At 66.4% G+C, this 23,652-nt stretch carries 16 protein-coding genes; 4 read left to right on the top strand and 12 right to left on the bottom strand.

From position 1 onward, the window contains the following. Both ACVOKU_RS08955 and ACVOKU_RS08950 read right to left on the bottom strand, forming a co-directional pair. Positions 1–1,092 carry a homocysteine S-methyltransferase family protein gene (locus tag ACVOKU_RS08955; protein ID WP_481559690.1) on the bottom strand — a complete coding sequence of 364 codons (1,092 nt, stop codon included), beginning with the start codon at positions 1,090–1,092 and terminating at the stop codon, positions 1–3. Between the two features lie 13 nt (positions 1,093–1,105). Next, a complete protein-coding gene (locus tag ACVOKU_RS08950; RefSeq protein ID WP_053515410.1) occupies positions 1,106–2,035 on the bottom strand; it encodes an ArsR/SmtB family transcription factor in 930 nt (309 codons plus the stop codon). 152 nt (positions 2,036–2,187) lie between these two features. On the opposite strand from ACVOKU_RS08950, the gene ACVOKU_RS08945 reads away from it, so the two are divergent. After that, entirely contained in the window at positions 2,188–3,336 is a 1,149-nt protein-coding gene (locus tag ACVOKU_RS08945) for an acyl-CoA dehydrogenase family protein (RefSeq protein ID WP_481559689.1), read from the top strand. A gap of 149 nt (positions 3,337–3,485) precedes the next feature. Here ACVOKU_RS08945 and ACVOKU_RS08940 read toward each other — a convergent pair whose 3' ends face one another. From ACVOKU_RS08940 to ACVOKU_RS08925, 4 genes are all read right to left on the bottom strand, one after another. Further along, positions 3,486–4,370, bottom strand: a complete 885-nt coding sequence (locus tag ACVOKU_RS08940) for a hypothetical protein (protein ID WP_481559688.1) — start codon at positions 4,368–4,370, stop codon at positions 3,486–3,488. A gap of 324 nt (positions 4,371–4,694) precedes the next feature. Continuing rightward, positions 4,695–7,868, bottom strand: a complete 3,174-nt coding sequence (locus tag ACVOKU_RS08935; protein WP_481559687.1) for a multidrug efflux RND transporter permease subunit — start codon at positions 7,866–7,868, stop codon at positions 4,695–4,697. Between the two features lie 15 nt (positions 7,869–7,883). Continuing rightward, entirely contained in the window at positions 7,884–9,143 is a 1,260-nt protein-coding gene (locus ACVOKU_RS08930) for an efflux RND transporter periplasmic adaptor subunit (RefSeq protein WP_053515418.1), read from the bottom strand. After that, entirely contained in the window at positions 9,143–9,799 is a 657-nt protein-coding gene (locus tag ACVOKU_RS08925) for a TetR/AcrR family transcriptional regulator (protein WP_481559686.1), read from the bottom strand. Before ACVOKU_RS08925 ends, ACVOKU_RS08930 begins: the two co-directional genes overlap by 1 nt. A 251-nt stretch (positions 9,800–10,050) precedes the next feature. On the opposite strand from ACVOKU_RS08925, the gene ACVOKU_RS08920 reads away from it, so the two are divergent. From ACVOKU_RS08920 to ACVOKU_RS08910, 3 genes are all read left to right on the top strand, one after another. Continuing rightward, the gene (locus tag ACVOKU_RS08920) at positions 10,051–15,027 is read left to right on the top strand and encodes an NAD-glutamate dehydrogenase (RefSeq protein WP_065182907.1); all 4,977 of its coding nucleotides are present in this window, start codon (positions 10,051–10,053) and stop codon (positions 15,025–15,027) included. A gap of 205 nt (positions 15,028–15,232) precedes the next feature. Next, the gene (locus ACVOKU_RS08915; protein ID WP_053515423.1) at positions 15,233–16,006 is read left to right on the top strand and encodes an NAD kinase; all 774 of its coding nucleotides are present in this window, start codon (positions 15,233–15,235) and stop codon (positions 16,004–16,006) included. 46 nt (positions 16,007–16,052) lie between these two features. Next, positions 16,053–16,997 carry a 5'-nucleotidase gene (locus ACVOKU_RS08910; protein ID WP_053515425.1) on the top strand — a complete coding sequence of 315 codons (945 nt, stop codon included), beginning with the start codon at positions 16,053–16,055 and terminating at the stop codon, positions 16,995–16,997. A gap of 34 nt (positions 16,998–17,031) precedes the next feature. Here the strand turns inward: ACVOKU_RS08910 and ACVOKU_RS08905 are convergent, their stop codons facing one another. Genes ACVOKU_RS08905 through kynU form a run of 6 tightly spaced genes read right to left on the bottom strand, consistent with a single transcriptional unit; the run spans position 17,032 to position 23,400 of the window. Then, the gene (locus ACVOKU_RS08905) at positions 17,032–17,583 is read right to left on the bottom strand and encodes a DUF2939 domain-containing protein (RefSeq protein ID WP_481559685.1); all 552 of its coding nucleotides are present in this window, start codon (positions 17,581–17,583) and stop codon (positions 17,032–17,034) included. A gap of 41 nt (positions 17,584–17,624) precedes the next feature. Further along, positions 17,625–18,605 carry an aldo/keto reductase gene (locus ACVOKU_RS08900; protein ID WP_481559684.1) on the bottom strand — a complete coding sequence of 327 codons (981 nt, stop codon included), beginning with the start codon at positions 18,603–18,605 and terminating at the stop codon, positions 17,625–17,627. After that, positions 18,605–19,291, bottom strand: coding sequence for a DUF2461 domain-containing protein (locus tag ACVOKU_RS08895; RefSeq protein ID WP_053515430.1), 687 nt, complete (start codon positions 19,289–19,291; stop codon positions 18,605–18,607). Before ACVOKU_RS08895 ends, ACVOKU_RS08900 begins: the two co-directional genes overlap by 1 nt. Beyond that, a complete protein-coding gene (gene sbcB, locus ACVOKU_RS08890; protein WP_481559683.1) occupies positions 19,288–20,727 on the bottom strand; it encodes an exodeoxyribonuclease I in 1,440 nt (479 codons plus the stop codon). Before sbcB ends, ACVOKU_RS08895 begins: the two co-directional genes overlap by 4 nt. Further along, the gene (locus ACVOKU_RS08885; RefSeq protein WP_197601041.1) at positions 20,727–22,094 is read right to left on the bottom strand and encodes an FAD-dependent oxidoreductase; all 1,368 of its coding nucleotides are present in this window, start codon (positions 22,092–22,094) and stop codon (positions 20,727–20,729) included. Before ACVOKU_RS08885 ends, sbcB begins: the two co-directional genes overlap by 1 nt. Before the next feature lie 31 nt (positions 22,095–22,125). After that, a complete protein-coding gene (gene kynU / locus ACVOKU_RS08880) occupies positions 22,126–23,400 on the bottom strand; it encodes a kynureninase (RefSeq protein WP_481559682.1) in 1,275 nt (424 codons plus the stop codon). Between the last annotated feature and the right edge of the window lie 252 nt (positions 23,401–23,652).

Raw genomic sequence — 23,652 nt, 5'->3', positions numbered from 1 at the left:
TCATGCCGCCTGGTCCTGGCGGTCCGGCAGGACACGCGGTGGCAGGCCGGCCACCGCCTGGGCAATGGCGCGGATGTGGTCGGGGGTGGACCCGCAGCAGCCGCCGACCAGGTTGAGCAGGCCATCGCGGGCGAAGCCGCGCAGGGTCGCCGCCATTTCTTCGGGGGTCTCGTCATACTCGCCGAAGGCATTGGGCAGGCCGGCATTGGGATGCGCGCTGACATGGCAGTCGGCAACCTGCGACAGCGTTTCGACATGCGGGCGCATCGCATCGGCACCCAGCGCGCAGTTCAGGCCGATCGACAGGGGCCGCGCGTGCGCCAGCGAGGCGTGGAAGGCTTCGGCGGTCTGGCCGGACAGGGTGCGGCCGGAGGCATCGGTGATCGTGCCGGAGATCATCACCGGCAGGCGCGCACCGCGCGCATCGAAGGCTTCCTCCACCGCATACAGCGCCGCCTTGGCGTTGAGCGTGTCGAAGATGGTTTCGACCATGAGGGTGTCCGCGCCGCCGTCGATCAGGCCATCGATGGCTTCGCGGTAGGTGTCGCGCAGCTCATCGAAACTGGTGTTGCGGAAGCCCGGATCGTTGACGTCGGGACTGATCGATGCGGTGCGGCTGGTGGGGCCAAGCACGCCGATCACGAAGCGCGGCTTGCCGGGCGTGGTGGCTTCAACGGCATCGCAGCAGGCGCGGGCCACGGCGGCGCCGGCCTTGTTCAGTTCGTACACCAGATGCTCGAGGTGGTAGTCGGCCTGGCTGACCGAGGTGGCGTTGAAGGTATTGGTTTCCACCAGGTCCGCGCCGGCTTCCAGGTAGGCGGTGTGGATGTCGGCGATGACCTGCGGCCGGGTGAGCAGCAGCAGGTCGTTGTTGCCCTTCAGATCGTGGCCCTGCGGCGCGGCGTGGTCGCAGCCCGGCCCGTGCAGGTGATCGTAGCCATCGGCGAAACGCTCACCGCGGTAGTCGCCTTCCTGCAGGCCATGGCGCTGGATCATCGTGCCCATCGCTCCGTCGATGATCAGGATCCGCTCGCGCAGCGCGCCCAGCAGGGCATTGGCACGTTCGGGGTGCAACCAGGGCAGGGCAGGCATGATGATTCCGGACTCAGGGCTTGTTGGCGATCAGCGAGATCACTTCGAAGTGCGGCGGCCGTTTCTCGCGGGTGACCGTCTCCAGGCTGGAAACCTGCAGGCCGGCCTTGTCGACGAACTTCTTCAGTTCCTTGTCGCTGAAACCCAGGTTGACGTGGCCATAGGCCTCCACCGCTGCCTTGTGTTCGTGGCGCGCCAGGCTGCACAGCAGCAGGCGGCCGCCCGGGCGCAGCACGCGCGCGGCTTCGGTGACGGCCTGCGCCGGCTTGCTGGCGTAGGTCAGCGCGTGCATCAGCACCACCAGGTCGAAGCTGCGGTCCTTGAAGGGCAGGGCATGCATGTCACCCTCGCGCACTTCCACATTGGGCAGGCGGCGCAGGCGTTCACTGGCAGCGGCCACCACGCGCGCGCTGGTGTCGATGCAGATGTAGCGCTTGGCATGCGGTGCCACCAGTTCGGCCAGCACGCCGTCGCCGGACGCGATATCGAGCACGTCGCCGGTTTCCAGCAGGGGCAGGGCGGTACGCGCCAGCGCCTCCCAGGTGCGGCCCGGAGAATAGTGACGTTCCATGTCGCCGGCCACGCTGTCGGCCCAGTTCTGGTCCGCGGCGCGGCTGGCCAGCACGGCGGCGACCCGTTCAGCGTCCTGTCTCAGCAGCGGATCGTCGCTTCCGTTGCTCAAGGCATGCCACAATGCGCGCTGCGCCGGATCCAGCTGCGCTTCGTCGAAGCGGTAGTAGGCCGACACGCCGGCGCGGCGGTCGCGGACCAGGCCCGCTTCCTTCAGGCGCGCCAGGTGAGTGGACACGCGCGGCTGGGCCAGCCGGGTGATCGCCGAAAGCTCGGCCACGGTCAGCTCTTCCTGCTCCAGCAGCGCCAGCAGGCGCACCCGCGTCGCATCGGCGAACACCTTCAGGCGGGTTGACCAGTCTTCCAGATCCATGAATATCTACCTATCGCGATATAGAGATATATTCGCTGGATCGGCTGCCGTGGTCAAGTCGGTGGCGTATGGAAACTCCCCGGGCCCCGGTACAATCGGCGCACCTGGGCGCGCGCTGCGCGGCCATAACCTCATGTACCCGGGAGGGTGTTGTGGATTTCAGCTTTACTGAAGAGCAGTTGATGCTGCAGGACGTGGCGCGGCGCATCGCGCAGGAGAAGATCGCCCCGAGCGCGGAGCATCATGACCGTACCGGCGAGTTCCCGCTGGAGAACATCCGCCTGCTGGGCGAGAACGGCCTGATGGGCATCGAGGTACCGACCGAATACGGCGGCGCCGGCATGGACCCGATCGCGTATGTGCTGGCGATGGTGGAGGTCGCCGCCGGCGACGCGGCCCATTCGACCATCATGTCGGTCAACAATTCGCTGTTCTGCAACGGCATCCTGACCCACGGCAGCGAGGAGCAGAAGCAGAAGTACGTGCGCGCCATCGCGGAGGGCGAGGCCATCGGTGCATTCGCCCTGACCGAGCCGCAGTCCGGTTCGGATGCCACCGCCATGCGTTGCCGCGCGGTCAAGCAGGCCGACGGCACCTACGTCATCAACGGCAAGAAGAGCTGGATCACCTCCGGCCCGGTGGCCCGGTACATCGTGTTGTTCGCGATGAGCGAGCCGGACAAGGGCGCGCGTGGCATCACGGCTTTCCTGGTTGACACCGAAAAGGCCGGCTTCGGCCGTGGCAAGACCGAGCCGAAGCTGGGCATCCGTGCCTCGGCGACCTGCGAGATCGAATTCAACGATTACGTCGCCCAGCCGGACGACGTGCTGGGCCAGGAGGGCGAAGGCTTCAAGATCGCCATGGGTGTGCTCGATGCCGGGCGCATCGGCATCGCATCGCAGGCCATCGGCATCGCCCGTGCCGCTTATGAAGCGACGCTGGAGTATGTGAAGGAGCGCAAGGCGTTCGGCGCGCCGATCGGTACCTTCCAGATGACCCAGGCCAAGATCGCCGACATGAAGTGCAAGCTGGACGCAGCCCTGCTGCTGACGCTGCGCGCGGCATGGGTGAAGGGCCAGGGCAAGCGTTTCAGCAATGAAGCGGCCATCGCCAAGCTGACGGCGTCGGAAGCGGCGATGTGGATCACCCACCAGGCCGTGCAGATCCATGGTGGCATGGGCTACTCCAAGGAAATGCCGCTGGAGCGCTACTTCCGTGATGCCAAGATCACCGAGATCTACGAGGGCACCTCGGAGATCCAGCGCCTGGTGATCGCCCGCAACGAGACCGGGCTGCGCTGAGTCGAAACGGCTGCGCCGCTGCAACAGCGGTGCAGCCGGTAGAACCATGCCCTGCATGGATGATGCGGACCATGGTCCGCACCACTTCAAAGCGCATGGCAAAAAGCCTTGGGTCACTCCGAGGCTCCTCATCGGCATGTACTTCCAGATCAATTGCCTTCGCAGGTTAGCGTCCGTCCATCCCAGCGGCAGTCCAGCCCGCCTGCGATGCCGCTGCCTTCGATGACCGTCACGCCGTAAAGGCGTGCGGTATCGATCCAGCGCTGCATCGCCTCCTTGTCCTTGAACTGATAGACACCAGCAAAGCCTTGTGCAGTATCCGGATTGCTGGCGGCGCCGTCGGGGATGCGGTTCCCCTGTGCATCCCTGCTTCCGCCTTGCACGTATTTCGCTTCGTTAACGGAGTCGGCGCGGACGAGGAGGGTAGTCTTGGAACCATCCCGCCAGGTGATGACGTAGATCGCTCCGTCGATGCCAAGCGCCTTGCTGACGAAGCTCAGGCCAATGGAAGAGAGAAACGTTGCCATGCTGTTCCAGATGGTCGAGTGGGTGGTGGCACCGCTGAAGGCCTCACCGATCTGTGATTCAAGCCGGAACCGAGCGGTCGCCATCTGGGCGATATCGTGTGCGTTGTGGCCCTTGAATTCATCGGGAAAGGCGATGCCGTTGGCCGCGCCCGGATCGTCAGGGTGGATGTCGAACTGCACTCCCCTCTGACCGGCGCGGATGCCACGCCGGTCAAGCATCCCCATGATGCGGTTGAACGACGCGACAATCGGATCCGGCACGGGTATCTGGACCGCCCGGTACCTGCGCAGCTCTCGGTCGTATTCCACCTCGTAGCCCTGAAGCTTGCGCTGGCTGAAATCTGCGACGATGGTGGGACCTGTGCCGGATGTAAGCGCGAGCGCACGGGGGTCCATGCAGTTGTCACAGAGCAGCACGCCTGCGGCATGTGTCAACGGTGAGAAGAATGCGCTCAGCCCCAGCAGTGCAAGAAGTTGTACAGCGCATGGGACAAACGAATTTGGCATGGGAACCTCCCTCATGTTTCTGCGGCAGAGACCCTTGGTTAAGGGGCTGTTCCTGCGGGGGGTGTGACGGATTGCGTGGTATTGGAATTGCTGATTGATGGCGCCAGCTGGTGACGCATATGGCCCGAAAACAGGGTGCGATCGCGATATCCATCGCCTGATCTGTAGATCCTCCCGCGCGCCTGTCTGTCAGTGACGACAGTCGCAGGTGACGAATGCCGCTCCGACATGAGTGGCCGGACATGGGATCGGTTCTCCAGAAAAGGGGCAAACAAAAAAGGCCCCGGATCGCTCCGGGGCCTTTTCGTTGCAGCGCAGGGTGGATCAGCGATCCGGACGATGCGCTGCTTCACCCTCACGCTGGCGGCTGAGGAATTCCTTCGACGGCTCGTCCAGCTTGTCGCCGAGCATGCGCCGCACGACCACGAAGAACACCGGGATCATCAGCAGGCCGAGCAGGGTGGCGAACAGCATGCCGCCGATCACGCCGGTACCGATGGCGTGACGGGAGTTGGCGCCGGCGCCGCTGGAGATCGCCATCGGGATCACGCCCATGATGAACGCGAAGGACGTCATCAGGATCGGGCGGAAGCGCAGGCGTGCCGCTTCGATGGTGGCATCGCGCAGGTTCTTGCCCGCCGCACGCTGCTCCACCGCGAACTCCACGATCAGGATCGCGTTCTTCGCCGCCAGACCGATAACGGTGATCAGGCCGATCTTGAAGAACAGGTCGTTCGGCAGGCCACGCATCATCGACAGGCCGATGGCACCGAGCACGCCCAGTGGCACCACCAGCAGCACCGCCACCGGGATCGACCAGCTTTCATACAGCGCTGCCAGGCACAGGAACACCACCACGATGGACAGCACCAGCAGCAGCGTCGCTGCGTTGCCGGCCAGGATTTCCTGGTAGGACATGCCTGACCAGTCGTAGCCGAAGCCGGCCGGCAGGTCGTTGTTGACGATGCTCTCCATGGTCTGCATCGCCTCACCCGAGCTGGTGCCCGGCGCCTGCGAGCCGACGATGTTGATCGCCGAATAGCCGTTGTAGCGGCTCAGTGACGGCGATGCGGACACCCATTCGGACCTGACCACGGTGCTCAGCGGGATCATCGCGTTGGTGCCGTCGGCGTTGGTGGTCAGGCTGGAGGGGCTGTAGAAGCTCTTCAGCGACTCCTGGCCGGTGCGGTACGGGCCATCGGCCTGCATGGTCACGCGCTTGATGCGGCCTTCGTAGAAGAAGTCGTTGACGTACACCGGTGCCAGCATCAGCTGGATGGTGCTGTACACGTCAGACACCGACATGCCCATCGACTGTGCCTGCACGCGATCCACGTGCAGCTGCAGCTGCGGAGCGTTCTCCAGACCGTTCGGACGCACGCCAACCAGTGCTTCAGGCTTCTGCGCCGCCTGGCCAAGCAGGATGTTGCGGGCCTGCGTCAGCTGCTCGTAGCCGGCACCGCTGCGGTCCTGCAGCCACATGTCGAAGCCACCGAACTGGCCCAGGCCCTGCACGGTCGGCAGGTTGACCACGAAGATCTGCGCTTCCTTGATGCCGTAGAACGCGCCGTTCATGTTCTGGATGAACTCCGGCGCGGTGAACTCGCGTTCTTCCCACGGCTTCAGGCGGATGAAGCCCATGCCCACGTTCTCGCCGGAACCGACGAAGCTGAAGCCGGCCACCTGCAGCATGCCTTCAAAGCCATCCTGCTTTTCCAGAATGCCGCGCATCTGCGCGAACACCTCGTTGGTCTGGCCCTTGGTCGAGCCCGGGGGCAGCTGCACGATCGCCAGCGCATAGCCCTGGTCTTCTTCCGGCAGGAAGCTGCCCGGCATGCGCGTGAACAGGAAGCCGCACAGCGCGGTCAGTACCACGAACAGGATCATCCAGCGCGGGGCATGGCGCACCGCCGAGGTGATGTGGCCCACGTAGGTGTGGCTGATCTTGTCGTAGTACTTGTTGAAGGTGCGGTAGACGATGTTCGGGTTGTCGTTGTGCGTCGGCTTCAGGAAGGTCGCGCACAGCGCCGGGGTGAAGCCCAGCGCCAGGAAGGCCGAGAACGCCATCGAGATGGCGATGGTCAGCGCGAACTGCTTGTAGATTTCGCCGGCGGCACCGCCCTGCAGTGCGGACGGGATGAACACCGCTGCCAGCACGACGGTGATCGCCACCACTGCGCCGGTGATCTGGGTCATCGCCTTCTGCGTGGCCGGCTTCGGTGCCAGGCCTTCCTCGCTCATGATGCGTTCGACGTTCTCGATCACCACGATGGCGTCGTCGACCACGATGCCGATCGCCAGCACCATCGCGAACAGGGTCAGCTGGTTGATCGTGAATCCGATCATCCACATGCCCAGGAAGGTACCCAGCAGGGCGACCGGGATGACCAGGGTCGGGATCAGGGTGGCGCGGAAGTTCTGCAGGAAGATCAGCATCACCAGGAACACCAGCAGCACCGCTTCGAACAGCGTCTTGACCACTTCCTGGATCGAGATCTTGACGAAGGTCGTGCTGTCGTACGGCGAGAACCAGGTCACGCCGGCCGGGAAGCTGGGCTGCAGTTCGTCCATCTTGGCGCGCACCGCATCGGCCACGTTCAGGGCGTTGGCGCCCGGCAGCAGCTGGATGGCGAAGGCACCGGTCGGCTTGCCGTTGTACTGGGTGTCGAAGCCGTAGTTGTTGGCACCGAAGGCGACGCGGGCGATGTCCTTGAGCAGCACGCGCGAGCCATCGGCATTGGCGCGCAGGATGATGTTCTCGAACTCCTGCGGCGAGCTGAAACGTCCTTCAGCCGACACGGTGGCGGTGAAGTGCTGGCCTTCCGGCGACGGGTCCGAACCCAGTGCACCGGCGGCGAACTGCACGTTCTGCGCGCGCACGGCAGCCAGGACCTGGCTGGCCGAGAGACCATAACCCTGCATCTTCTCCGGGTTCAGCCAGATGTTCATGGCGTACTCGGAACCGAACTGCTGCGTGCTGCCGACGCCGGGAATGCGCGAGACCTGGTCGAGCACACGGGAACCGACGATGTCGTTCAGCGCGTCACGGTTGATCGCCGCCGTATCCGACTGCAGGGCCACGACCATCAGGAAGCCGGCATTGGCCTTGGCCACCACCACGCCCTGCTGGGTCACCTCCGACGGCAGTCGTGGCGTCGCCAGCGACACCTTGTTCTGCACCTGCACCTGGGCGATGTCCGGATCGGTACCGGTCTCGAAGGTGAGGGTGATCTGCGCGCGGCCATTGGACGAGGACGAAGAGCTGAAGTACAGCAGGTGATCGATACCGGTCAGCTGCTGCTCGATCACCTGGGTGACCGATTTTTCGGTGGTGTCCGCGCTGGCGCCCGGATAGGTGGCCGAGACGGTCACCTGTGGCGGAGCGATGTTGGGATAGGACTCCACGCCCAGGTTGAGGATCGCGATCACACCGCTGAGCGAGATCAGGATCGCTACCACCCAGGCGAAGACTGGATGTTCGATGAAAAATTTAGGCATGACGGAAGGTTCCCGTTACTGCTTGTTCGAGTCGGTGGCGGCCGGCGCGGCCTTGTCGGCTGCGTCGGTCTGGGCCGGAGCCTTGTCGGCGGCAGCGGCGGGTGCGGCCGGGCCGGCACCGCCGGCCGCGGGCTTGCCGGCGGCGTCCTGCCCCGGGGTCCAGGGCTTGGCGACGGCCGGGCTGCCTTCCTTGACCTTCTGCACGCCGGCCACGATCACCTTGTCGCCGGCGGCCAGGCCATCGCTGACCAGCCAGTTGCCGCCCTGTGCGCCTTCGGTCTTGACGTTCTTGCGCGCCACCTTGCCATCGGCACCGACCACCATCACGTAGCCGCCCGTGGTGTCGCGCAGCAGCGCCTGCTGCGGCACCAGGTAGGCATTGTTGCGCTCGCCGAGGTTGGCCTGGAAGCTGACGAAGGCTCCCGGCAGCAGGATCTGCTGCGGATTGGGCAGCAGCGCACGCAGCGACACCGCGCCGGTGGCCGGGTCAACCGTAGTCGAGGAGAAGTCGAGGGTTCCCGGCTCGCTGTAGGTGCTGCCATCGGCCAGCTTCACGTTGACGGTGGCCTTGCCGTCGCCGGCCAGGGCCAGGGCGCCCTTGGCCTGCTGCGCGCGCAGCTGGGTCAGCTCGTCCACGCTGAGCGAGAAGTTGACGTACAGCGGATCGAGCTGGTCAACGGTGGTCAGCAGGGTCACGTCGCCCTGGCCGACCAGTGCGCCCTCGGTCACCTGCTGCTTGTTGGCCACGCCGCTGATCGGCGCAGTCACTTCGGCGTAGCCCAGGTTGATCCGCGAGGAGGTCACCGCCGCTTCGGCCTGCTTGACCGCGGCCAGCGCAGTGCGCTCGGCCGATTCGGCGTTGTCCAGGTCGGACTTGGAGACGAACTGCTGCGGCGCCAGCGAGCGGGCACGATCGGCGGCCACCTTGGCGTTGGCGTAGGTGGCGCGCGCCGACGCCAGCTGGGCCTCGGACGCGTTCAGCGAGGCACGCAGCGGTGCCGGGTCGATCAGGAACAGGGTCTGCCCCTGCTTGACCTGGGAGCCTTCCTGGTAGACGCGCTTGAGCAGCACGCCCGGCACGCGTGCGCGCACATCGGCACTGCGGAACGGCGACAGGCGGCCGACCAGCTCGCGCTGCAGCGGCAGGGTCTGCGGCTTCGCATCGATCACGCCCACCTCCGGCGGCGGGGGTGTCTGCTGTTCCGGTTTCTTGCAGGCAGCCAGCGCGACAGCAACGGCGCACGTCAAGGCAAGGGTGCGGAGTGGGGCGGTCATCAGGAGGAACTCCGGGGTTGGTTTGTAGACGGGGCCGGCGACGGCTGCGGCGCGAACGCGCGCAGGAAGCTGTCGACGGAGAACTCTGCCCAGCGCCGACGCAGGAGCGCGTCATCACGATGGGCGGTATGGAAGCGCTGTTTGTCGAAATCCTGACCGGCGATCATGCTCAGCAACAGTTCGGCCATGAAGTGCGGGTCGTCATGCCGGAGCAGGCCACGCCTGCAAACGGTTTCAATCCATTCAGAAAGATGAAGTGTCAGCGCGCCAGCACCATGCCGGTACAGCGCCCGGGCCTCTTCGGGGAACTGGGCGGCATCTGCAGCGATCAGCCGGCAGGCCTGGCCGACATGCGGTTGGTTGAAATGCTCCAGGAAGTCGATGGCGAACTGCAACAGGCTGGCACGCAGGTCGTCACTGCGGAGTGCACGCAGCATTGCCCCCGTCGCGTGTCCCACATGCCGCTGCATCACCCGCCGCAGCAGTTCCTGCTTGCTGCCATAGCGCGAGTACAGGGTCTGCTTGGAGCAGCCGGCCTGCTGGGCCACCGCATCCATGCTCATCTGCATGCCCTGCCGGGCCAGCAGTTCGCGCACGGCATCGAACACGCGCTCATCGCGCGCATCGAGGGCAACGGGGAAGTAGGCCGGGTTCACGCGGTGGACTATACCGTCCAGTTCAGGATTGTGGAATCGAAACGACGTTGCCGCGTGTGTCTTCCGGTAACACGCTTTGCCGATCCTGTCGGCAAGGCGGCCGCCCCCCGCTCGCTCCGTACCTGGGCGAACTGAATAGGCGTCTAAACCGCAGCAAACCCGAATCTGCTTATTCCGTCCTGCAGCAAGGCCTTTTCGTGCGGTAGGGCTACAATTTCATTTTCCCAACTGAGCAAGCGCATCGCTCTGCCATGAAACCGCAAAAAACCGCAGCCAAGACCGTGAAAAACAAGACCAAACCAGCTGAGTCGGAGGTCGCAGTGACCGCTGGTTTCTCCCTGGAGCCGGTATACACGGCCTTGCGCAAGCGTTACCCGGCGGCCGCCCAGGCCGAAGCAGTGGCGTTTGCCGCTGACTTCTACAAGCGCATGGAGGCGGACGAGTTCCCGCACCACAGCGCTGAAGAGTGGGCCGCGCTCGCGGCCGAGACGCTGGAGTTCGCCCGTGCCCGCAAGGCCGGCAAGGCCAACGTGCGCGTGTTCAATCCGACGGTGAAGGCGAACGGTTGGGAATCGCCGCACACCGTGCTGCAGATCATCAACGACGACATGCCGTTCCTGGTCGACACCGTGACCATGTCACTGGCCGAACAGGGCGTGGGCGTGCACGTGCTCGGCCACCCGGTGCTGCGCTTCACCCGCGACAAGGCCGGCAAGCTGGTCAAGGTCGGCGAGGGCGAGGCCGAATCGGTGATGCTGCTGGAGATCGACCGCCAGCCGGCCGATGCCATGGCCGCCATCGAGCAGGCCATCGGCAAGGCGCTGGACGAAGTGCGGGCGATCGTGCGCGACTGGCAGCCGATGAAGGACAAGGCACTGGCACTGGCCGACGATCTGGGCAGCCGTGCGCTGCCGGTCGACGATGCCTCGCGCAGGGAAGCGCAGGAGTTCCTGCGCTGGGCCGCCGACAACCACTTCACCTTCTTCGGCTACCGCGAGTACCGCGTCGAGAAGCAGGGCAAGGAAGACGTGCTGGCGCCGCTGAACGAGACCGGCCTGGGCCTGATGCGCGGCAAGGACAAGTCCGCCGCACGCCCGGTCAAGACGCTCGCCGCCCAGGGCCTCAATGCCACGTCGGGGCTGAAGGACGCGCTGATCCTGACCAAGACCAATGCGCGCTCCCGCGTGCACCGCGCCGGCTACATGGACTACATCGGCGTGCTGGAATTCGACGCCAAGGGCAGGATCATCGGCGAGCAGCGCTTCCTCGGCCTGTTCACTTCCAGTGCCTATAACCGCCGCCCGTGGGAAATCCCGCTGGTGCGGCAGCGCCACGAATACGTGATGAAGCAGTCCGGCCTGGCCGCGTCCAGCCACAGCGGCAAGGCCCTGCGCCACATCCTGGAAACCCTGCCGCGCGAAGAACTGTTCCAGTCCAGCGAGGACGAACTGTTCCGCACCGCGATGGGCGTGCTGGGCCTGCAGGAGCGCGTGCGCAGCCGCCTGTTCCTGCGCCGTGACAAGTACAGCCGTTTCATCTCCGCACTGGTCTACCTGCCGCGCGAGCGCTTCAACACCGACGTGCGCCTGCGCATCGAGGCGATGTTGAAGGAAGCGCTGCATGGCGAGTACGTCGACAGCTCGGTGGTGCTGGGCGAATCGCCGCTGGCGCAGGTGCATCTGATCGTGCGCCCGAAGCCGGGCGAGATGCTTGACGTGGATACCGCCGAACTGGAGCGCAAGCTCGCCCAGGTGCTGCGCAACTGGCAGGACGACCTGCGCGAAGCGCTGGTGGCCCGTCACGGCGAAAGCGAAGGCCTGCGCATCGCGGCCCGCATCGGCAAGGCACTGCCGGCCGGCTACATCGAAGACAACAGCACCGCCGTTGCCGCCAACGATGTCAGCCAGCTTGACGCGCTGACCGGTCCGGACGATCTGCGCCTGAGCCTGCAGGCGGTGCCGCGCGAAAGCGGCGATGGTCTGCGCCTGAAGCTGTACCGCCAGCTGGACGACATTCCGCTGTCCGACGCGCTGCCGATGATGGAGAACATGGGCCTGCGCGTGATCGCCGAGCGTCCGTACCGCCTGTCGGTCGACAACGCCCCGGTATACGTGCAGGACTTCGAGGTCGAATCGACGGCCGGTGCGATCGATGCCGCCAGCGTCGACGAAGCATTCGGTGAGACCTTCGCCCGCGTGTGGCACGGTGATGCCGAGAACGATGGCTTCAACCGCCTGGTGCTGGCCGCCGGCCTGCACTGGCGCCAGGTCGCCATGCTGCGCGGCTACTGCAAGTATCTGCTGCAGACCGGCGTGCCGTTCTCGCAGGCGTACGTGGAAGGCACGTTCGCCCGCTATCCGCTGCTGGCGCGCCTGCTGGTCGAACTGTTCGAAGCGCGCTTCGATCCGGCCACCGGCCACGAGAGCAAGGACGACATCGCGGCCGGCCAGGCCCAGCTGAAGGCCCACTTCGATGTGCTGGCCGCCGGCGACGAGGCCACCCTGAAGGTGCTCAAGACCGTGGTCGACGCCCGCAAGGGTGACCGCGACGCGCAGATGCAGGCCGCGCGCGATGCGCTGCTGAAGCTGATGGACCGCGTGTCGAGCCTGGACGAAGACCGCATCCTGCGTTCGTTCATGGGCGTGATCGATGCCACCCTGCGTACCAGCTACTACCAGACCGACGCCAATGGCCAGCACGGCCATGTGATCAGCTTCAAGTTCGACTCGGCGCTGGTGCCGGACCTGCCGAAGCCGCGTCCGTACCGCGAGATCTTCGTCTACGGTCCGCGCGTGGAAGGTACCCACCTGCGCTTCGGCGCGGTGGCCCGTGGCGGCCTGCGCTGGTCGGACCGTCGCGAAGACTTCCGTACCGAAGTGCTGGGTCTGGTCAAGGCGCAGATGGTCAAGAACACCGTCATCGTGCCGGTCGGTGCGAAGGGCGGCTTCTTCGCCAAGACCCCGCCGGTGAACGGCGACCGTGACGCGATCTTCGCCAACGGCGTGGCCTGCTACAAGCTGTTCATCCAGGGCCTGCTGGACATCACCGACAACATCGTCAACAACAAGATCGTGCCGCCGGTGGATGTCGTGCGGCACGACATGGACGATCCGTACCTGGTGGTGGCCGCCGACAAGGGCACGGCGACCTTCTCCGATATCGCCAACGGCCTGGCCATCGCGCACGGCTTCTGGATGGGCGATGCGTTCGCCTCCGGTGGTTCGGTGGGGTACGACCACAAGGGCATGGGCATCACCGCGCGCGGTGCATGGGAGTCGGTCAAGCGCCACTTCCGTGCGCTCGGCCGTGACAGCCAGAGCCAGGACTTCACCGCGGTCGGCGTCGGCGACATGTCCGGCGATGTGTTCGGCAACGGCATGCTGTTGTCGCGCCACATCCGCCTCGTCGCGGCATTCGACCACCGCCATATCTTCCTTGACCCGAACCCGGACGCGGCGACCTCGTTCGTCGAGCGCGAGCGCATGTTCACCGTGCCGCGTTCGAGCTGGGCAGACTACGACGCCAAGCTGATCAGCAAGGGCGGCGGCGTGTACCCGCGCAGCCTGAAGTCGATCGAGATCACCCCGCAGGTGCGTGAAGCGCTGGGCCTGGACGAGAACGTCAAGGCGCTGTCGCCGAACGACCTGATGAGCGCGATCCTGAAGGCACCGGTGGACCTGCTGTGGAACGGCGGCATCGGCACCTACGTGAAGGCCGCCAGCGAGCAGCACAGCGATGTCGGCGACCGTGCCAACAACGCACTGCGCGTGAACGGTGGCGAGCTGCGCTGCAAGGTGGTGGGCGAGGGCGGCAACCTCGGCATGACCCAGCTGGGCCGTATCGAGGCCGCGCAGGCCGGCGTACTGCTCAACACCGACTTCATCGACAATTCGGCCGGCGTGGATACGTCGGACCATGAAGTCAACATCAAGATCCTGCTCAATGATGTGGTGCGGGCGAAGAAGCTGACGGTCGACCAGCGCAACAAGCTGCTCGCCTCGATGACCGATGAAGTCGCCGACCTGGTGCTCAACGACAACTATCGCCAGAACCAGGCGCTGAGCCTGATGGAGCGGATGGCGGTCAAGCGCCTGGGCTCCAAGCAGCACTTCATCCGTACCCTGGAACAGCAGGGTCTGCTGGACCGGCAGATCGAGTTCCTGCCGTCCGATGCCGAGCTGTCCCAGCGCAAGGCGCGCGGCCAGGGCCTGACCCGCCCGGAGCTGTCGGTGCTGCTGTCCTACTCCAAGCTGGTGGCGTTCAACCAGCTGCTGGAGTCGGATATTCCGGAAGATCCGTACCTGTCCAAGGAGCTGCTGCGCTACTTCCCCACGCCGCTGCAGAAGAAGTACGCCGATGCGATGGAGCGTCACCGCCTGAAGCGCGAGATCATCGCCACGGCGGTGACCAACCAGACCATCAACCGCATGGGCGCAACGTTCCTGATGCGCATGCAGGAAGACACCGGCCGTTCCATCGCCGAGGTCGCCAAGGCCTACACCATCAGCCGCGAAACGCTGGATGCGCGCGCGCTGTGGGCGCAGATCGACGCCCTCGACGGCAAGGTGCCGGAGTCGGTGCAGATCGACGCGCTGGAGGTGATCTGGAAGCTGCAGCGTTCGTTCGTGCGCTGGCTGCTGTCGCGTCCGGGTGCGATGCCGGGCATCACTGAAGCGGTCAACCGCTATCAGGGCCCGTTCAACGACATCCGTGTCGCGTCGGGTGTGCTGCCGGATTCGCAGCGTCCGACCTACGAGGCGCTGGTGGCCGAGTGGAAGGAGAAGGGCCTGCCGTCCGCGCTGGCACAGCAGCTGTCCGAGCTGCACTTCCTGGAACCGGCGTTCGACATCATCGAACTGGCCCGTACCCGCAAGCTGAAGCCGGTGGACGTGTCCAAGGTGCACTTCCGCCTGGGCGATGCGCTGCAGTTGCCGTGGCTGTTCGAGCAGGTCGATGCACTGGAAGTCAACGGCCGTTGGCATGCGGTGGCACGCGGCGTGCTGCGCGACGAGCTGGCCGCCAACCATCGCAACCTGGCCGGTCAGGTGCTCGCCACCAAGGGCGGCAGTGCCGAGGCCAAGGTGGCTGCATGGATGGGCCGCGATGACAACAGCCTGCGCTTCACCCTGGCAATGCTGGCGGAACTGGCCGAGCAGAAGACCCTGGACTACCCGACCGTCTCGGTCGCGGTCCAGCGCCTGGGCCAGCTGGCCGCACACGGTGCGTGACTGATGTAGTGCCGGGCCACGCCCGGCCTGCGTGAAACGGAGCGGCCCCGCGAAAGCGGGGCCGTTCTGTTTCTGGCCATTGGGGTTGCGCCGGGCACGGCCCGGCGCTACCGGGAGCGCGGAGCCGGGTAGCGCCGGGCCATGCCCGGCGAGCGTAGCGGCGCTCGGTTATGCTCTCCCTCACGCCTTCCCCCCGGATCCACCGATGAGCGACACCCCCCGCATCGCTTTCCTGGCAAGCACCACCGAAGCTGCGCAGATGGCCCGCGCGGCCATGGTCGCGCGCTTTGGTGACCATGCCCCCGAGCAGGCCGACGTGCTCTGCCCGCTGGGTGGTGATGGCTTCATGCTGCAGACGCTGCATCGTCACGGCCACCTGGGAAAACCGGTGTTCGGCATGAAGCTGGGCACCGTAGGTTTCCTCATGAACCAGTACCGGGGCGACGACGACGTCAATGCACGCATCGCCCGCGCGGAACCGGCCAACCTGCGTCCGCTGGAGATGGTGGCGCTGACCGAATCGGGCACCAGCACCGGTTCGCTTGCGTACAACGACGTGTCCCTGCTGCGGCAGACCCGCCAGGCTGCGCATATCGGCATCGACCTCAATGGGCAGGAGCGGGTGGCCGAACTGATCGGCGACGGCGTGCTGGTTGCCACGCCCGCAGGCAGCACCGCCTACAACTATTCGGCCCACGGACCCGTGCTGCCCTTGGGCTCGCACACCATCGCGCTGACGCCATTGGCACCGTATCGCCCGCGACGCTGGCGTGGTGCCATTCTCAAGGCGGATACGGAGGTGCGCTTCCGCGTGCTGGACCCCTACAAGCGGCCGGTCAGCGTGACCGCCGATTCGCACGAGACGCGCGACGTGGTCGAGGTGACCATCCGCGAGTCGCGCGACCGCCGGGTGACATTGCTGTTCGACCCGGAACACAATCTGGAAGACCGGATCCTGAGCGAACAGTTCGTTTTTTGAGGACAATAGGCTGCCGGTCCCGTCGACCGCCAGAAGGACCCCACCGATGGGCGACAACTCCCCCCGTTTGCTGACCGTCGCGGTGACCTCGCGCGCCCTGTTCGATCTCGAGGAAAGCCACGCGCTGTTCGAGACCGATGGCGTGGCGGCCTATGCGGAGTACCAGCGCCAGCACGAGGACGACATCCTCGGTCCCGGCGTGGCCTTCCCGGTGGTGCGCAAGCTGTTGGCGCTGAACCAGGGCGCCAGCCCGGAGAACCCGCGCGTCGAGGTGATCCTGCTGTCGCGCAATTCGGCCGATACCGGCCTGCGCATCTTCAATTCGATCCAGCACTACGGCCTGGGCATCATCCGTGCCACCTTCACCGCCGGTGAGCCGACCTGGCCCTACGTGAAACCGTTCGGCACCGATCTGTTCCTGTCGGCCAATCCGGAGTCGGTCCGCAGTGCGCTGCGCCACGGGATCGCCGCTGCGACGATCCTGCCCAAGCCACCCGGCGAGACCGCTGCGGCCGCCGCGGACCAGATCGACACCGGCCGACCGTCCGGCCAGCTGCGCATTGCCTTTGACGGTGACGCGGTGATCTTCGGTGATGAAAGCGAGCGCATCTCGCGCGAACAGGGGGTTGAGGCATTCGGCCGCCACGAGCGCGAACGTGCGCGCGAACCGCTCAGCGGTGGCCCGTTCCGCGGCTTCCTGTCCGCGCTGCACACGCTGCAGGAGGTGTTCCCGGCCGGTGACAGTGCGCCGATCCGCACGGCGCTGGTCACCGCCCGTTCTGCGCCCGCGCACGAGCGGGTGATCCGCACGCTGCGCGAATGGGGCGTGCGCCTGGACGAGGCGCTGTTCCTGGGCGGCCGCCACAAGGGGCCGTTCCTGCAGGCCTTCGGTGCCGACATCTTCTTCGATGATTCGCAGCACAACATCGACAGTGCCCGCGAACACGTTGCCGCGGGCCATGTGCCGCACGGTGTCGCCAACGAGGGATGACGCGGTAGCGCCGGGCCACGCCCGGCGTTCTGCATCATGGGGTGCCGGCCATTCCCAACTGCACGTCAACCACTTTCCAGCGCAGCCCCTGCGGTTCCAGCACGACCTTCAACGGTGGTTGGCCCGGGCCGCGATCAACGTCGACGACGAAGCGGTCGAACGCTTCGAAACGGTGGCGGGCGTTCTTCAAAGGCCGTGCCGGTTCGGTCGCCGCGAAGGCATCTCCGCCCTGCAGCTCGTTGCGCCCACGCTTCCACAGCACATGGCCCTGCAGCATCGCACCGATGCCGGTCGGGGTCATCAGGGTGTCCACCGCCGCGCCCCCAAGCTGGTCGCCGAGGCCGTAGAGCAGGGCGCCGAACGGACTGCTGGCCACATCGGGGCCGGCCTGGCGCACGAGGTAATCATTGACTTGCGCACGCAGGCTGACGCGCACGCGCGGAAAGTCGACGTAGCGTTCCAGTGCGGCGGTATCGCGCTGTTCGATGGCCTTGGACAGACCCTGTATGGTCAGGTAGGGGCCGCCGAACCACACGCCGGCCAGGGCAATCACCAACAGGACCACGATCGCAGTGAGCTTCTTCATGCCGCCAGACTGCCGCAAGTGCGGCCGGGCGGGGTGAAGACTCAATGACTGGGCGAACCGCTGCCGTCGCCATAGGCCGCGACCAGGCGTTGCCGGTCGGCGGGGCGCAGTGCTTCGGGTCGCGTGGCCAGCACCTCCTCCAGACTGCCGACGCGGGTAGTGCCCAGGATGCCGGCGGCCACGCCGGGGTGGCCCAGAACGTAGGCAAACGCAGTCTGGGCCGGACGCTGGCTGTCGATCGCCGCAATGGCCCGGCGCATCGCACGTGCGCTGCGCATCAGACGGCGGCTGCTGGGCTTGAGCCACGCGCGCGCCAGGTACCAGGCATCGGCCAACCTCGGCCGGCGAGGCTGGCTGGGCAGCAGGTGGCCCTGTGCGAGCACGGTGCCTGCCAGTACGCCGATTCCGGCCGTATGCAGCTGGTCGATCAGCGGCGCACGATCCTGCTGCAGCGCGTTGTAGTCCAGCAGGACCACGTCGAATGCCTGTGGATGCGCAAGCATCCAGTGCAGCGTCGAGGCCGAGTGGGTGTTGATGCCGGTGGCGCGGATCAGGCCACGTTCGCGCAGGCGCTGCAGCGCATCGAGCAGATCGTCGTTGATGTCGTGCGCGGTGGCGCCATGCAGCTGGTAGATGTCCAGGTAATCCAGGCCAAGGTTGCGCAGCGAGGCTTCGCAGCTGGCGGTGATGGCCGCAGGCGAGAAATCGCGCTGTTCTGCGCCACTGATGCCGGCCTGTCCGGTCAGTGTGCCGCCCTTGCTGGAGATGACCAGTGACTCACGCGGGTAGCGGGCCAGCAGCGGTCGCAGGATGCGGCCCAGGCGCGGTTCGGCATGGAAGCCGGAGTAGTTGTGGCCGGTGTCGAACAGGTTCACGCCCTGGGCCAGCGCGTGCTCGACGATCGCTGCGGCGGCATGCTCGGCAAAGCGGCGATGGCCCCAGAAGCCCGAACAGCCCAGCCCGACCGGCGATACGGACAGGCCGGTGCGGCCGAGCGGGCGGCGTTGCCGGGCCAGTGGCATCAGAACTCCAGATCCAGTGCCGCGCACAGATAGTCGACGAACGGGCCGAGCGCGGCCAGGTCCTTGCCGAGCGTGGACAGCAGGCGCGGCCCGGTCATCGTCTCATCGTCCAGCGAGCGCCACATCACCCAGTTGCGATGCTTGAGATCGTCGATGAACTCGAAATCGGCGGGGAAGCCACGCGGCGGCCTGACCAGCTTCTCGCTCTGCTCGAAATCGAAACGCCGGCGCAGGGCGGGTGCATGCGCTGCGGCCTTCCAGCTGCCGGGGTTGTCCAGGATGAAATGGCGCACGCGGCGCTGGGTGTCCGGTTCGGGGTGCCACAGGCCGGCACCGACGAAGCTCTCGCCCGGCTGCAGATGCACGTAGAACGACGGAGCGGCCACTTCGCGGCGGCGTTCATGGAACAGGCGCGCGCCCTGCCAGGTCTTGTACGGCGATTTGTCGTTGGAAAAGCGCGCATCGCGATGGATGCGGAACAGCGAACCACCGACGCCACGGGTATCGGCACGGAAATGCGCGCTGACCTCGGCCAGCGCGGGCTGCAGGTCGCCCAGCAGGCGCAGGAACGGCTGCCGTACATGGTCTTCGTACTGCTGGCGATGGTCGTTGAACCAGGCCTTTTCATTGTGCCGCGCAAGGCTGCGCAGGAACCTGAAACTGGCGTCGCTGAAATAGGTGCTCACAAGCTCTCCTGCAGGTGCTGGCCCCAGTCGCGCAGCGATTGCAGCAGGGCCAGGCGGCGATCGTCGTCCGGCGCCTCGGCGGCCAGTGCATCGAGCTGCTGCTGGTACTGGGGCAGGTTGAGTTCGCCCAGGCGGCCGTCACCGAGCAGGCGCTGGCGGCGGTAGTCCTGCCAGCGCTGGCGCTCGGCCGGTGCCAGGGTGTCGGGATGATTGCGGGCGCGATAGCGGAACAGCAGTTCGGGCAGGCGCGGATCGCGGAAGCGGCCTTCCAGCGCAGCGAGCTCTGCGGGCGGCGTGGTCCGCGCCAGGGCCAGCAGTGGCTTGTCGCCATTGCCGAGGAAGCCGTCGTACAGCGAAGCATCGACGTCGGCCACGACGGCGTCCCGTGGCTGGTTGTACACCTGCCGTGCCTTCTCGGCCAGTTGCGGCGCGAATGCACGCAGCCGCTCGACCTTGGCTTCGATGGCGGCGACATCCAGGCCCAGGCGGGCGTGATCGTCGGGCCGCAGGTGGTTCCAGGCGACCAGCGCGGGGACCTTGTTCAGATGTACTTCCTTCAGCGGCACCCTAGCCACGCCTTCGGGCAGTTCGCTGGCGCGCAGGTAGAGCCGCTCGGCGATCGTTTCGGCTGGCAGCTGCAGCAGGTCGTCGATGTCACCTTCCAGATCGAACACGATCACCCGGTTGTTGATCGTCGGATGCACCGCCAGCGGCAGCACCGGCGCCGCGCACAGCCGGCTTGCCGGGTATCGCATGGAAATGTGCAGCACCGGCTTCAGCGCGCCCACGTCCAGCAGGCTGCCGACGAAACGCTTGTCGCGCAGTTTCAGCGCGTACTCCCACAACCGCGGCTGCGACTGCTTGAACAGGCGGGCCATGCCGATCGTGGCGCGCACGTCCGACAGCGCCTCATGCGCATCGCCATCGCGCACATTGTTGGCTTCGGCCAGGTGCTCGAGCTTGAACGACGTGGCGCCGTCCTCGCGCAGTGGCCAGTGGATGCCTTCGGGACGCAGGGCGCGCATCAGCCGCAGCATGTCCAGCAGGTCCCAGCGCGAGTTGCCGTTGCGCCACTCGCGCTCGTAGGGGTCATGGAAGTTGCGGAACAGGCCGTAGCGGATGAATTCGTCGTCGAAGCGCAGGGTGTTGTAGCCCAGGGCACAGGTACCCGGGCGCGACAGCTGTTCGTTGATGCGGTCGAACGCTTCCGCTTCGCTGATGCCTTCAGCCAGTGCCCGCTGCGGCGTGATGCCGGTGACCAGGGTGGCCATCGGCGAGGGCAGCAGATCGTCGGCGGGGCGCACGAAGAAACTCACCGGCGTGTCGATCTGGTTCAGATCGGCATCGGTGCGGATCGCCGCGAACTGCGAGATGCGCGTTCGCCGTGGGTCCTGTCCGAAGGTTTCCAGGTCGTAGAACAGGAAGCTGTCAGCCATCAGTGTGCGCCCTCCAGGACCGGCAGCCGGGCATGGATCTGTGCCTCCAGAGCTGCCCAGTCGATGTTCTCCAGCGACGTATGGCCGATCGTGGCGGCCACCAGCATGTCGCGCTGGATGTCGGTCCGGCGCAGTGCCTCGGCGTAGGGCGTGTGCAGGAACGTGACCATGGTGTAGTGCGGTACGAAGCGGGTCGGCCAGCGATGCTGAAGCGCCTGCTCCAGCTCGCGCTGCAGCAGGAAGGCCGGGTCGGCGACGCGATCACGCATCTCCAGGTAGTTCTCCAGGGCCATCTGCTGGATCGCATGCGCGTTCGGCTTGCGTTCTTCCTCGAAGGCGGCGAACGCGCTCTGCAGGTCGTCGGCTTCCATCAGATGGCGGGCCAGTGCCACGCAGTCCTCGAACGCGCAGTTCATGCCCTGCCCGTGGAAGGGCACCATCGCATGCGCAGCATCACCGATCAGCACGGCCTGGCCCTGCTGGTGCCAGCGCTCCAGCGTCAGCGTGCCGAGCAGGCCTGGCGGATGCTGCTCCCAGTCCGTGCGCAGGTCGGGGATCAGCGGCAACGCATCGGCGAACTCGCGCGCGAACAGGGCTTCGGCCTGGGCGCCGGTATTGACGGTGGCGAAGCTGGGCTCGCCCTGGTTGGGCAGGAACAGGGTGACCGTGAACGTGCCTTCGTGATTGGGCAGGGCGATGCACATGAAGTGGCCCCGTGGCCAGATGTGCAATGCGTTGCGTTCGATGCGGAAGCCACCATCACGGTCCGGTGGAATCTCCAGTTCCTTGTAGGAGTGATCGAGGAAGGCGATGTCCTCGCCCAGCGGCGCGCGCCGGTTCATCGCCGCGCGCAGCGCCGAGCCGGCGCCGTCAGCGCCGATCAGGCTGTCGAAGTGGATGTCGTGCGGGCTGTCGTCGCGATCGTCGATGAAGCGCGCATGGCCGGCATCGAAATCGACGGTATGCAGCCGGCGGTGGAAATGTACGGTGGCACCTGCCTGCTCGGCCAGTGTCAGCAGCGTGGTGTTCAGGTCCCTGCGATGGATCGACCAGATCACTTCGCTGTCGTCGCGGCCATAGCGCTGCAGCTGCGCGGCGCCTTCGCGCGGATGCACCATGCGTCCACGCATCATCACCGCGCGGGCCATCACCTCGTCCTCCACGCCGGCCTGCCGCAGCGCGTTGCGCCCGCGCTCGGCCAGCGCCAGGTTGATCGAGCGGCCGCTTTCGTAGTCGGCCACGCGTGGGTCACCACGGCGTTCGTACAGCGTGATCCGCCAGCCCTGCCGCGACAGCAGGATGGCGAGCAGGGATCCGGCCAGGCCGGCACCAATGATGCTCAACGAGCGGGAGGCATGTGCGATCAACGAACTGTCCAGCAGGAGGGGAGGTGCCGGCTCAGAGGCCGACCCAGGCTTCCACTTCCTCGACGAAATGGTGGACGTCCAGGTAGCGGTTGTAGAGCGGGGTGGGGGAGATGCGGATCACATCCGGCTCGCGCCAGTCGCCGAGCACGCCGACCGAGCGCAGGTGCTCGAACAGTGCGCGGCCACGCTCGCGGCCGGCGATCACCCGCAGCGAGAGCTGGCAGCCGCGCCGGTCCGGCTCGGCCGGGGTGACGATGTCGAGCACGTTGGCCAGGCGCGCGCGCACCAGGGCTTCGAGCATGCCGGTCAGTGCCAGCGACTTGCTGCGCAGGGCGTCCATGCCGGCCCGTTCGAACAGGTCCAGTGAAGCGCGCAGCGGCGCCAGGCCGAGGATCGGCGGATTGCTCAGCTGCCAGCCTTCGGCGCCGGTGGCGGGCGTGAACTGCGGGGACATCTGGAAGCGGGTGGCTTCGTCATGGCCCCACCAGCCGGCGAAGCGTGGCAGGGTGCTGTCACGGTGGTGACGCTCGTGCACGAACGCCCCGGCGACGGCCCCCGGGCCGCTGTTGAGGTACTTGTAATGGCACCACACGGCAAAGTCCGGCGCCACATCGTGCAGGCGCAGGGGCAGGTTGCCGACCGAATGCGCCAGGTCGAAGCCGATGCGCGCGCCCTGCAGGCGTGCGGCGCGGGTGATCGCATCGAGGTCGAAGGCCTGGCCGGTGCGGTACTGCACGCCCGGCCACAGCACCAGAGCCAGGCGTGGGCCATGCGTGGCGATCGCACGTTCGATCGCGGTCATCGAGATCGTGCCGCTGGCCTCGTCCGGCTGCACCTCCACCAGGCAGTCGGCCGGGTCGAAGCCATGGAAACGGATCTGCGCTTCCACCGCGTGACGGTCCGTCGGGAAGGCGCCGGCTTCCATCAGGATCACCGGTCGTTCCCGGGTTGGCCGGTAGAAGCTGACCATCATCAGGTGCAGGTTCACGCTCAGCGTGTTCATCGCCACCACTTCGCTGGGCAGCGCACCGACCACCCGCGCCAGCTGCGTGCTGACCAGGCGGTGGTAGGACAGCCATTGGGTGGGGCCGGTGAAGTGGCCTTCCACTGCCAGTTCAGCCCATTGCTTCATCACTTCCTGCACCGCCGCCTGTGCGCCGCGCGGCTGCAGTCCCAGCGAGTTGCCCACGAAGTAGGTCTGCTCGCCACCGCCGTGGCGCGGAATCAGGAATTCACTGCGCAGCGGCCGCAACGGATCTGCGGCGTCGAGAGCGATGGCATGGGTGCGGTTCAGCAGGTCGGACATGGTCGGGCAACAGGCTGCAACGGGGCTGCCAGTGTAGCGCCTGGGGCCTGCGTGATGCCGCGCGTTGCGCTCGCCGGGCATGGCCCGGCGCTACCCGGAGATCACGCGCATCGGCCATGCCGGGCCATGCCCGGCGGGTGCATCAGCCATCGCAACACCGGTAGCGCCGGGCCATGCCCGGCGGGTGCATCAGCCATCGCAACACCGGTAGCGCCGGGCCATGCCCGGCGGATGCATCAGCAATCGCCATGC

This window comes from Stenotrophomonas sp. STEN147, assembly GCF_056757995.1.
Note: the sequence above shows the minus strand (reverse complement) of the source record. Positions and strands in the feature narration are given on the sequence as shown.

Bases quoted from the DNA above. Each gene is read 5' to 3' on its own strand.
- ACVOKU_RS08930 (WP_053515418.1), bottom strand. From the start codon at position 9,143: ATGACCGCCCCACTCCGCACCCTTGCCTTGACGTGCGCCGTTGCTGTC.
- ACVOKU_RS08910 (WP_053515425.1), top strand. From the start codon at position 16,053: ATGGGCGACAACTCCCCCCGTTTGCTGACCGTCGCGGTGACCTCGCGC.
- ACVOKU_RS08940 (WP_481559688.1), bottom strand. From the start codon at position 4,370: ATGCCAAATTCGTTTGTCCCATGCGCTGTACAACTTCTTGCACTGCTG.
- ACVOKU_RS08950 (WP_053515410.1), bottom strand. From the start codon at position 2,035: ATGGATCTGGAAGACTGGTCAACCCGCCTGAAGGTGTTCGCCGATGCG.
- ACVOKU_RS08935 (WP_481559687.1), bottom strand. From the start codon at position 7,868: ATGCCTAAATTTTTCATCGAACATCCAGTCTTCGCCTGGGTGGTAGCG.
- sbcB (WP_481559683.1), bottom strand. From the start codon at position 20,727: ATGGCTGACAGCTTCCTGTTCTACGACCTGGAAACCTTCGGACAGGAC.
- ACVOKU_RS08920 (WP_065182907.1), top strand. From the start codon at position 10,051: ATGAAACCGCAAAAAACCGCAGCCAAGACCGTGAAAAACAAGACCAAA.
- kynU (WP_481559682.1), bottom strand. From the start codon at position 23,400: ATGTCCGACCTGCTGAACCGCACCCATGCCATCGCTCTCGACGCCGCA.
- ACVOKU_RS08915 (WP_053515423.1), top strand. From the start codon at position 15,233: ATGAGCGACACCCCCCGCATCGCTTTCCTGGCAAGCACCACCGAAGCT.
- ACVOKU_RS08905 (WP_481559685.1), bottom strand. From the start codon at position 17,583: ATGAAGAAGCTCACTGCGATCGTGGTCCTGTTGGTGATTGCCCTGGCC.
- ACVOKU_RS08955 (WP_481559690.1), bottom strand. From the start codon at position 1,092: ATGCCTGCCCTGCCCTGGTTGCACCCCGAACGTGCCAATGCCCTGCTG.
- ACVOKU_RS08900 (WP_481559684.1), bottom strand. From the start codon at position 18,605: ATGCCACTGGCCCGGCAACGCCGCCCGCTCGGCCGCACCGGCCTGTCC.